The organism is Candidatus Electrothrix sp. (genome assembly GCF_052785085.1).
In genome coordinates, this window is the sequence record NZ_JALAAI010000118.1 from 1 (window position 1) to 11,196 (window position 11,196).

The 11,196-nt window shown below is 46.9% G+C and carries 5 protein-coding genes and 1 pseudogene; 2 read left to right on the forward strand and 4 right to left on the reverse strand.

Annotation, left to right across the window (positions count from 1 at the left end; translation table 11 throughout):
• Positions 1-19: 19 nt before the first annotated feature.
• Together L2082_RS15605 and L2082_RS15610 are read right to left on the reverse strand one after the other, a co-directional pair.
• Complete coding sequence (locus tag L2082_RS15605; RefSeq protein ID WP_446009517.1) at positions 20-196, reverse strand: hypothetical protein; 177 nt, start codon at positions 194-196, stop codon at positions 20-22.
• Between the two features lie 142 nt (positions 197-338).
• On the reverse strand, positions 339-3,728 hold the full coding sequence (locus L2082_RS15610) for a WD40 domain-containing protein (protein ID WP_446009516.1): 3,390 nt from the start codon (positions 3,726-3,728) through the stop codon (positions 339-341).
• Between the two features lie 386 nt (positions 3,729-4,114).
• Between L2082_RS15610 and L2082_RS15615 the strand changes: the two genes are divergently transcribed.
• The gene (locus L2082_RS15615; RefSeq protein ID WP_446009515.1) at positions 4,115-5,254 is read left to right on the forward strand and encodes a cyclic nucleotide-binding domain-containing protein; all 1,140 of its coding nucleotides are present in this window, start codon (positions 4,115-4,117) and stop codon (positions 5,252-5,254) included.
• Positions 5,255-5,459: 205 nt separating this feature from the next.
• Positions 5,460-6,671: a pyridoxal phosphate-dependent aminotransferase gene (locus L2082_RS15620; protein WP_446009514.1), complete on the forward strand. Its 1,212-nt coding sequence runs from the start codon at positions 5,460-5,462 to the stop codon at positions 6,669-6,671.
• 46 nt (positions 6,672-6,717) lie between these two features.
• Here the strand turns inward: L2082_RS15620 and L2082_RS15625 are convergent, their stop codons facing one another.
• Positions 6,718-11,076, reverse strand: coding sequence for a hypothetical protein (locus tag L2082_RS15625; RefSeq protein ID WP_446009513.1), 4,359 nt, complete (start codon positions 11,074-11,076; stop codon positions 6,718-6,720).
• Between the two features lie 24 nt (positions 11,077-11,100).
• Positions 11,101-11,196 (reverse strand): annotated as a pseudogene (locus L2082_RS15630) (transposase); the annotation flags it as partial.

Below are 11,196 nucleotides of genomic sequence, written 5' to 3' on the forward strand. Positions count from 1 at the left end.
CGCACTCTCTGGCACTACATTAAGAATCCGAAAATCTGTGATGAGTAATTACAGATATTTGAAAGAGGAGCAAGGCCCCAAAAAGGACTTTTTTTCGTGTTTTGAGCACAAATCCTACGAACTTGGGATAGGATTTTTTTTTCAGTTCTGATATTCCGGCACTGACATCAGTCAGGATTGAACGTGTTCGAGCCATTGTGCAGCCCTCCTTTGATTTGCAGATCGTGTGTTGTGTTTTGCGCCTTGTTTCCTTCGGATTGTTGATAGAGCACTTAGTTACAGGATACAGCGTGATCAATCAGGACGTAAGGAAGCTGTAAAGAGGGGCCGCAATGTCCCTATTTTTCCTGCTGTTGTTGCGCCCATTCCAGAACCTGGTCGAATTTGCTTTGGCCGGGGGATGGGGGATTAAGCAGAGGGCCGAATTTGGGGTCATAGATAAAGTTGTAGCCGTCTTGAGCATACAAGGTGGGCGTATAATCCGGCACAAACTTAAATTTGTTCCATTTTACATGCCAAAAGAATTTGGCCCCGTCCATGAAGGTATGATAGAGAGCGGTTGGCTTGGAATTTTTGAGAAAAAGACAATTAATTCTGGTATCCCATACTCGTACGGGATGATCATCATGCACTGTAAAAAACACCTTTTCGCCTTTAGGAGAGAAGGATATATCTGAAATTCCACGGGTACGACTGACATGGGTAGCAAGTTCTTTTCCGCTTGCAAGCTCCAGGAGTCGTATAATTCCCCCTCGTGAAGCAAAAGCCAGTCTTTTTCCATCTGGGGTAACGGCTACACCTCTCCTTAAACGAGGGTGTCCCACAGTCCACGGGTGGACAGCGTATTTACTCACAGTAAGCAGTTCCTGCCCACTCTTTGTATTCCAAATCCGTATAACATTATTTCCTGAATAGGAGACCAAGCTCTTTCCGTCGGGAGAGAAGGCCAGACCGATAATATGAGAACGATGACCTGTTAATACAGCTAGTTCCTGCCCGCTAGCCGTATCCCAAATCCGTACTGTATTATCACTTGAACCGGAGGCCAGTTTCCTGCCGTCAGGACTGAAGGTTACGCAGTTGATAGTATTTGTATGTCCTTTTAGGACGGCACGTTGCTGCCCACTCTCCATGTCCCAAATCCGTATAGTTTTATCATTCGAAGCAGAGGTCAACGTTTTACCATCAGGACTGAAGGTAAGACAAACGACGTAACTCATATGCCCTTTCAACGAGAAGAGTTTATATCCGTTATCAATGTTTAACAGATGTATTTCGCCATCTTCATAACCATACGCAATCTGATGATAATTTGGCCGAAAGGCCGCACTTAAAGGAGAGACAAGACGTTTTTCCAACGTTGTCGCAAAGAGTTCTCTGCCGCTCTTGATATCCAGTATCCGCAATAATTGTTGTTTAGAGGAATATTGAGCAACAGTACGTCTGTCCGGGCTTAAAAAAACATATCCTTGAGAAGAAGAACGCAGGCTCTTTAAAAAGTCAGTCCTCATGTTTTCAATTTCCCAGGAACGTATTGTGTAATCATCTGATGCGGAAAATAGATGACGACCATCAGGACTGAAGGCCACGCTGGTGACGGTTTCGCTGTGGCCTCTAAAAACAGAAATTTCCCTGCCGTTTTCAACACCCCATAGACGGACAGTCTCGTCTGCTGAGGCTGATGCCAACAATGTACCGTCAGGGCTGAAAGATATGTCTGTTACATCGCCGGTATGACCCTTGAGGATGGTGATCTGCTTGCCGCTGTCAGCCTCCCACAGGCGTATTGATCTATCTTTGGAAGCGAATGCAATTATATTTCCATCAGGATGAATAGCAATACTCCTCCCGAAATAATCTGATGAAATATTTTTACTGAAAACAGAATACTCGCTGTCACTTGCAATGTCCCATAAGCGCGCAGTGCCGTCCCAGGAATTGAAGATCATTTTTCCGCTGTCAGGGGTGAACGATACGTTTATCGACATATCCTTATATTCTTTCAGCAGTTTTGGATTGTTGATATCATCAATATTCCATAACCGTACTGTTTCGTTGTCTGAAGCGGCTGCCAGGAAGTGTCCGTCTGTGCTGAAGGCGACATCAAGAAAAGGGGTATCATCTTTAAAAATGAAAATTTCTTTGCCGGTCTCAATATCCCACAACCGGATTGTTCTGTCCCAGGAAGCAGATGCCAGGTAACGCCCGTCAGGGCTAAATGAAATGTTTAATATAATTTCATCATGCCCTTCCATTCGCTTCAGCTCCCTGCCTTTCTCAATGTCCCACAGACAGATGGTGCAATCGACATTACTGTCAGTACTGGTACCATGGTAGGGTTCTCCACCGGAAGAAGATGCCAGATAACGCCCTTCCGGACTGAAAGCTATACTTTTGACAGCACCTGAATGACCCTTGAAACTGGAGACTTCTCTGCCGCTTTCAACATCCCACACCCGAACAGTTTTATCCGCAGACGCAGATGCCAAGAGACGACCATCAGGGCTGAAAGATACGTTTTCAAGTGAATAGGTATGACCTCTCAAAACGGAAATTTCCTTACCAGTAGTTACGTCCCAGAGACGGATGGTTTTATCCCATGAAGAGGAGGCGACTTTACTGACATCAGGGCTGAAAACGATGCTGGAGATACCCCATTCATGCCCTTTGAGAACCATAGCTTCTTGAGTACCTTTTGTATTCCACACCCGGATAGTATTATCTCCTGATGCGAAGGCAACCTTGCTGCCGTCAGGGCTGACAGCCAATTTTTTGACATCTTTTATTTTCGTTGCAAAGACTGCCAATTCTTTACCGCTTGCAGTATCCCATAGTCGTATTCTCCTGTCCGACCCGGCTGAAGCAATTTTTCTGCCGTCAGGACTGAGAGCCAAGCGGGTAACAGTTCCTTGAGGTACCTTCAAGACGGTCAATTCCTTACCACTTGCGGCATCCCGGAGTTGGATTTTTTCCTTCTCCCATGAAATGAAAATGATTTTTCCGTCAGGACTGAACGTCACCTTATTGACGCTTTTTTCACGCTCGTTGAAAACAGCCAACTCTTCCCCAGTTACAGCATCCCGAACCCGGACTGTTGTTTTATCCCATAATGACGATCTTGAAACAATTTTGCCGCCGGGCCTGAAAATAACCTCGTTGATTCTTCTTTCATCTTCGTTGAAAACGGCCAATTCTTTGCCGGTTGCCGTGTCCCATATCCTTATTGTGTTGCCTGAAGCAGAGACTATTTTTTTTCCGTCAGGGCTAAAGGCCAGATCGTTGACTCTTTCCTGATGGATATTTGCAGTCGGAGAAACCCATTGTTCTGCCAAAGCACTATAAAATACTTCTGTCGTAAAGAGCCAGTCTATAGAACGTGACTCCAAGGCCAATTTACCGGGTTCAAGCTTCTGTTGCAAAGCTGCTGAGGCAAGAAGTAATGCCTGCTGATACATCTTGTTATTTCGATCATCCTCAGCTTTTTTGAGAGCACCCAAGGCCTTCCCTTCAAGAATCTTGGCAAGATTATAGTTTCCCTCAAGGACCTGTTGTTGCATTTTAGCAGTTTCCTGTTGAGCAGTCTTCCTTTGTTCAACAGCATCTTGCTGTTCTTTCACCGCATTCTGCCATAGCACAGCGAAAAATAACAACAGTAGTACTGCAATCACCAACCCAACACCAAGCCCAGCTATATTTCTCCGTCGCTGCTTCTCTTTTGTTTTTCTCATCTGCTCTCACTACTCCCTACCGGCTGCAATATCAACAAAACTTTCACGATGACTCCACCGGCTGACCATCCAGTTCAAATTCAATACGTTCTTTCACAGCATCCTCCAGTGGTTGATTATAAAAATCACTAATAATACAAATAAGATCAAAGAGCAAGCATATGACTGAAAAACTCTACTCCTGCCCGGAAAGTATCTCCCCACGACAATAAACTACTTGACAACAATCTGCTATAATCATAATCTATGCAAAATGTCAATTTTCTAAATGAGTTGTAGAGCGTTCATCCTATCCTGCATCAGAATATTTAATGTCTACTGACAGCCCGACAAAACTCCACTGAACGCGCTTCCCTTGCCGCAGACATTTTCCATCGGTGCCTCAAATGAAAGAATTTTGTAATTTTATCTTTATAGTAACAGAAGCATATTCCTGCCCTCTCTATAGTGTGGGAGAAGAATTCACTGTCCGTAATTTCACGCTGACCACCAGGCGAGACAAACAGACATGCCTGCTTCTTATGCAGGAATTCATGAAAGTCCTGGCCGTTCCCGAGACCCTCTTGACCCCTGGACGGAGCGCAGCTGTCAACCCACTGATATCCCAACACCAAGGAGCACAGCGCATTAAATTCACATGCGGAGGCTGCTCCGGACTCATACGCTTTGAATGCAAAAAGCCGCAAAAAAGTTACGCTGTCACGGTGCAGGGACAACTGATTGAAGAAAAAAACAGAGAAGTAGAAAAGCAGGCAACCGAACTGGTGCGAAAAAAAATTTATTCTTTTCTCCGCAGAGTAAAACTCTTTGATGAACTTGACTGCGACACGTTGCAATATCTCGCACTTCTGATGCAGTTGCGCCGATACGATGCAAATAAGATGCTGATTGAGGAGGGGATGCCAGGAACGCATCTGTATATTCTCATTGCTGGACAGGCCGGGGTAGTGAACAGAAACGGTGAAATCTTTGCCCGGTTAAAGCGAGGGGAGATCTTCGGAGAAACAAGCCTGCTCACTGGCAGACCCGCCTATCCTTCCGTATGCTCTCTCTCACCGGTACAGCTTATCGTACTCAACTCAAAAAACTTCAGACAGGCCCTTTCAAGCTATCCCAATCTCAACAGTTTTTTTTGGAATATAATGATGACACGGGCCAAGGCCAATCTCATTCGCTCATGCCAAATCAACTCCGGCATGAACGGCGAACTGGCCTGCATAAGCCTGGTGGACCTTTTTCAGCTGATCAACAGCGGCAGAAAATCCGGCACCCTTGATTTGATGTTGCCAGACGGTCATGCCTCTGTTCTCTTTAATAAAGAAGGCGATATTATCCATGCAACCTATGGTCAATTGCAGGGCAAGGAGGCTTTATTTATCCTGCTAACCCAGGAAAATGGCAGTTTCACCTATACCGTAGAAGAATTAGCAGCCCCCTACAGAACAAAAAAACGGTTAGGAGAATTCATGGGCTTGCTGATGGAAGGGCTCCAGCATGCGGATGAGAACAGAATTCCAGGCCCCTGAACACGTTTCATGCAAGCAAGAATTCCGCAAAACAGGCACGATTGCCCTTGATAAAAGATCCAGAACCTGATACAGCAGGAAGCTTTTCCCTTATAAACATCCGACCCTCCCCTGTGGGGAGGGACAATAAAACATGAAAGTTGATCAGGCGATGCTAAAGAATTGCTGCCACTTTCATATACCCCCCCTTGAAGAGGAAAAAAAAATGTCTCAGGAAATAATCACTCTCGCTGAACGCGTACTCCAGGTACCGCCCTCCCCTACTTTGGCCATCAATGCCAAGGCCAAGGCGCTGAAAGCGGCTGGTGAGGATATTCTGAATTTCAGCGTTGGTGAACCGGATTTTGACACTCCGAAACATGTCTGCGAGGCTGGCAAAAAAGCCATTGACGACGGACATACTCGCTATACAGCTGTCCCTGGTATCCCGGAATTGCGGGAAGCTGTCTGCATGCGTTTTAAGGAAGATCACGGCTGGGACTATACCCCGGACGAAATCCAGGTCTGTTGCGGCGGTAAGCACGGGCTGTATAATATCTTTCAGGCCATGCTCAATCCTGGTGATGAGGTGCTGATTCCGGCTCCGTACTGGGTTTCTTATCCGCCTATGGTTCAGCTGGCTGGCGGGGTTCCGGTGATTGTTCCTCTGGATGAGTCTATGGACTTTGACCTGAACCCGGAAACTCTGGCGACAAAGGCCACCGATAAAACACGGGCAATTTTTCTTAACAGCCCGTCAAACCCCTCTGGTTCAGTCTTTTCCACCACTGCCCTCAAGGCTGTGGCAGAGATGGCCCTGAAGCATGGCTGGCTGATTGTTACTGATGATATCTACGAGACAGTGACCTATGTGGACGGCAAACTGCCCCATATCCTGGATGTGGAACCTGCCCTGAGAGAGCAGACCGTTGTCCTGAACGGCGTTTCTAAATCCTTTGCCATGACAGGCTGGCGGATCGGCTACTCTGCTGGGCCGCTGCACCTGATCAAGGCCATGAACAAGATACAGAGCCAATCCACCTCCAACCCTGCTGCACCGTCCCAGTATGCGGCCCTGGCTGCCCTGACCGGACCACAGGATTTTCCCGAGGTAATGAAGAAAGCCTTCCTGCCCCGCCGTGATTTCTTTGTCAGCGACTTGGAATCCATTGAAGGCGTTACCTGCGTGAATCCCAGCGGGGCCTTTTATGTGTTCCCGAATTTTTCTGCCTATTACGGTAAATCTTTTCATGGAAAAGAGCTGAAAGACTCTGCTGATATGTCAGCCTACTTTCTGGATGAAGCCAAGGTCGCCTCTGTGCCGGGTATTGCCTTTGGTTCGGATGACTTTGTCCGGTTCTCCTTTGCTACTTCCATGGAGGTTATTCAGGAAGGAATGGGACGGATTAAGACGGCATTAGCCGCACTTGAGGGGTAAGCGTTCTTAAACCAAGTAGAAGGGCGAAAGATCTTTCGCCCTTTTTTTACTCCTTCCCGGCATATTGGGCGGAAGTACCATTGCCGTTGTCACGTTTCCAACTCGCTGTTCTTAATTTCTTTCCATCATGCCAGCATAATCCTTCCGAACGTCTCCAAGCGGCATTGTCATTACTTCCGCCGGGCCAAGCGTTTCTTTCGGCAACCAAAAGCCAAAGAATACAGAGGTCATCACCAAGCAGTTGAGAAGCAAAGTCTTTGCGCAACAAACAAAGGCTGCCACTTTTTTCTCCTGCAATTTCCATGAACACCGTTTCGCCATTCGGAGCTGTCCAGCAACCTGTTTGATTGAGTCTCGGGGTAAGTTTCAGCTCCTTTGCAAGCCACGGAGCCGGGAGATGGGTATTGAATCCGTTTGGAAGCGAGCCATCCATATGTGACTCCCAATGGTAACGAAATACTGGGAAGGCCATACCAACCCCTTCCGGTGACTCCCAATTATTAAATCTCCATTTGGAATCCGGCCAAGTCGTTCTCCAAGGGGCTTCATAAAGGAACGCCTCGTCAGTCTGATGAGGAGGTTCTAAATCAAAAACATCCAGTTCCTTTTTTGCCTTCAACGTGTTGACTATCCCGCTGATCTCATTTTTCCGCATAACAACAGACATAAGGAACCGGAATTCTTCTTGCCGAGCACCATGTTCTCCCTGTTGCTCTTCTGGATATCGCTCACTTACACATTGATATTCATAGAGAACCATCCAGTCTACCCCTGTATTATCCTGACGTTTCGGCATATCTTTCAGTTGGCGGGTGGGATCATCCAGAAAAGGCCAAGCTGCCAATTCATCTTCAGCAACCTCTGGCAGCGTAATTTTGGGTTGATCCGACCAATCTTGGGACGTTTCGTCAAGCTGTCTCCGTAGTTCTTCTTCCTCAATGAGAGTCGGGTCTATGTCTCGATGAAAACTAACATCCGTAGGGCAAGAATAGCATCTCGGCATACTGCCGCCATAGTCACCTGCAAGCCAGTTATTATCAGTTAAACGGCACAGCAGCTCATCTAAGGCCAACCACTGATATTTTTTTCCTATCCGTTCAACAATCGGCCTGTCACGGGAATAAGCGTGCCCTCCCTTATGCTGAGAACGATCATGAGCAAATCGTTTTGCAGTCCATCCCGTCCAGTAGACACGGTTGGCAACCCAACGCATTGCCGCCGCAATATCAACCTTTTTCGGCTCTTTTCTTTTTTCGGTTCGATCATAAAGGTAAGGTACTGCTTCATTTTCAAATCGTTCTCTCTCCGTATCAGAAAGTAAAAGCAAAAAAGTATCTGCTACTGTTTGAATATCCTCCTGCCATTGATCAATTTCACTCTGCTCAACATATTCCTGTGTTTCCTTCTCCCAAGGATATCTGAACAGTCCATAGGCATACGGATTGGCAGTTGTACGTAATTCGTCTAAGGCTATAACCCTTTCCTTTATATTCCCGACAACCTCCTTTTCAAAGACACGGAGGCGTTGCTCCGAAGTCAACGGTACCTCTTTGCTCAACGGCACTGAGAGAAAGCGATTCATCCTTGGCTCAATTTCGTATCGTGCAAAATCTCCCATCCAGTTTGTCGCCGAGCGAAGAATCTCGTCACCATCTGCCTTGAGAGCCAGTGCTTTCACTTTTTCCTCGGTGATATTAAAACATACTCGTTTTGATTGGTAGGGCGGTTTGCAACGATCAAAATCAACTTCATCTGAGAGGGCATTATGATATTGGGCCAGCTCAATAATACCCAATGCGTAATCCCGCAGAAGAAGTCCCAGGGGAGGTGTATTATCAGCGAAAATATATTTGAAAACCATGCGGCTGTAACTTTCCAATCGTCTCCGCTCTTGATCCCGACAGCTTGCTCCATAGGCTGCGGCCAAGAGCCGTTCAAGAATATATAGATCATCAACATCCCTGAAACGCTCCAAAAGATCAGAAAAGATGTCCGCTCTCACAATAAAAAGCGAGGTCAACGCCTTGGTCGCCTTATCACGAATAATCCGATTCGATGCTGTGAAAAACCAACACAGCGTCAAGGCGGCCAAAAACTGATTTTCCCGTTTTGTATGCGGAACCTGCCCGGACAGGCACCAGTCAAGCAGCCGTCCGACAGAAGAATAGTCCTCCTCCTGATCTTCCACCGACTGCTTGTTCAGCCAGACTGTCCAGAAGGCATCTCGCTCAGGGAGCTTGCGCTTTGCGAGATTACGGTGCAGCAGTTTCGCATTCCACGGATGATCAGCAGATACTGCAACCTCCAGCAGCACTTCAGTTGGATTTCTTTGGCAATTAAGAAGTTCTAAGGAACGATCAGTAAATGCGCTTCTCTCCCGCCACTTGACACTCTCAATAAATGCCTCATGAATTCCCCACGAATAGGGTGTGTTCATCGAATCATCAGGTAAAATGTCAACAAGCTCACAGCCAAATTTCTCCGGGATAATTGAAGACAATGCCTCGAACATACCTCGCCATTGCCAAGAAATCCCCCTCTCATCCAGCATAAATTGCAGCGGCCCTGAATCACTGAAAAGCATGCTTGCATCCTGATGGTCGGCAACAAGCGTATCGCCCATCAGGAAATCTTGGAATCGTTGAAAACTGAAACGAATCACGTCTTCAGCTTCTACGAGAGGGTCGTCGCTTATCTGAGGATTCGGATCACGTCGAACGAGACCGTTACTCAACAAAACCAAAAGCCAACTGGTTTCAGAACAAGGAGGTGTTTGCGGAAAGTGCTTGCCGATCACCTGTTCCGCCTCACTCATTGAGAGATATTCCTCACGAAGGGAAATCATAGTCTGGGCAAGTTCAACGACAGAACCTTTCACAGCAGCAGGCAAGGAAGCCAAACTGCCTTCTACCGCTTTGATATTTTTCCCAACGCTGTCCAGATAATAGTTGAGAATATGGCGTGTTCCATGCAGTCCTGTTGGAAATTCCGATTTGCCATCCCGCTCCAAGGACACACAGACCGAACGTAGAAACAACGGATTGACGAATTCAGGGGCCAACCAAGGTGTACTTGGCCGTGCTATTCCCCGGCGATCCAGAAAAACCTTGGCCGCATTCACCTGTTCTTCATGGGTCTCAAAACCTCTGATGGAAAAGGTTGGGGTTTTATGAGCAAGGGAATCCGGTATGGCAATGGGGAAATACTCTGATCGGCAAGAAATAACACAGGCAATATTCTTGTATTTTTGCACCATTTCGGCAAAACTCAAAATATGGTTCCGCCAGAACCTGCTGCCGGGTCCCTCGTTGATTGCATCTATCAACAATAACGCCCTGTTCCCGCTTGCCTCGCCAGCAGCATCAAGGGCACCGAGCAAAACATCAGCATTTTTATTCGGCAAGTGGAAGAGTTTTGCAAATTGCGACCAAGGATCTTCATCGTTCATACGTTGACCAAGCGCGAGAATGACTGCTCCGCCTTCGTCCGCAACTCTGGATGCCTCTTGGCCGAACAGATGGCTTTTCCCGGTTCCTGCCCGTCCTTCGATAAATGCAAAACGGCCTTGTTCTGCCTGCATGAATTCACTTGCACAGAGAGAACGAAACTCTTTTACAGACTCCTTGAGTGAATACAATTCACTCCGTTGGCGATATATTTCGTTATTCTCACGGCTGTCCTGTTCTAATTTTCTTGCACACTCCCAACACCAATCAAGCAAGGTATTCAACAACGAGAGGAATTCATCGGCAAAACGTACCCATTGCTCAATATTCCAATCCTGATGCGGAGGCAGATCAAACTCTTCCTGCACGGTAAGCAACTGCTGGTGCGCCTTGAATAATTCATCAGAAAGGCGCGGATCAGGCTGCTCGGTCAGCCCTGAAAACCGGCTGGCCGAGAGTGAATTTTCAGCAATAGAGGCGAGTTTGCTCTTCAGTTCCTCAACATATGAGGGATGGCGGGCAATGACTGAAAAAAGCTTCTGGATACGAACATCGACATGATCTTCCGGGTGAAATCTCTCATCAAGTGAGGTAATACCTTCTTGAACATGCTCTCTAAACCATCGTTGTGAAAACTCGACTTCACCAAACCAATACTGGCGCAAGCCTTCAGATTCCGATTTTGACAGGCGAGTGAGCAGCTCACTCTGAGTCCAGACAGTAAATCCAAGGGTTGCATTGCCGTGTTCGGCAGCTTCTTTCTTCCATTTTGCAACATGGACGTCCCAATGCTCCCAGCCGGTTTTGCCCCTCCCTTTCTTTCCTGACCTATCTGTAAGATCACAAGGAAAGGCAACTACATACTCTTCAAGTTCCTCATGGGTTATAATCGCTTGCGATACGGAGTCGTCTATTTGCCCCCAATCAATATCGCCTGTTCGCAGAAAATATTGGCTCATCGCAGATTAGTGGGGAACGCCATGTTCCGCAAATACTCTGAGCCTGAAATTTTCAAAATTTCTATATCCAAACGCAGTCCGAATAATGTTTCTTATGCTGTTATTGAGTCCTTCAACAAA

Coding starts and splice junctions, on each gene's coding strand:
- L2082_RS15605 (WP_446009517.1), bottom strand. CDS start 196: ATGGCTCGAACACGTTCAATCCTGACTGATGTCAGTGCCGGAATATCA.
- L2082_RS15610 (WP_446009516.1), bottom strand. CDS start 3,728: ATGAGAAAAACAAAAGAGAAGCAGCGACGGAGAAATATAGCTGGGCTT.
- L2082_RS15615 (WP_446009515.1), top strand. CDS start 4,115: ATGAAAGAATTTTGTAATTTTATCTTTATAGTAACAGAAGCATATTCC.
- L2082_RS15620 (WP_446009514.1), top strand. CDS start 5,460: ATGTCTCAGGAAATAATCACTCTCGCTGAACGCGTACTCCAGGTACCG.
- L2082_RS15625 (WP_446009513.1), bottom strand. CDS start 11,076: ATGAGCCAATATTTTCTGCGAACAGGCGATATTGATTGGGGGCAAATA.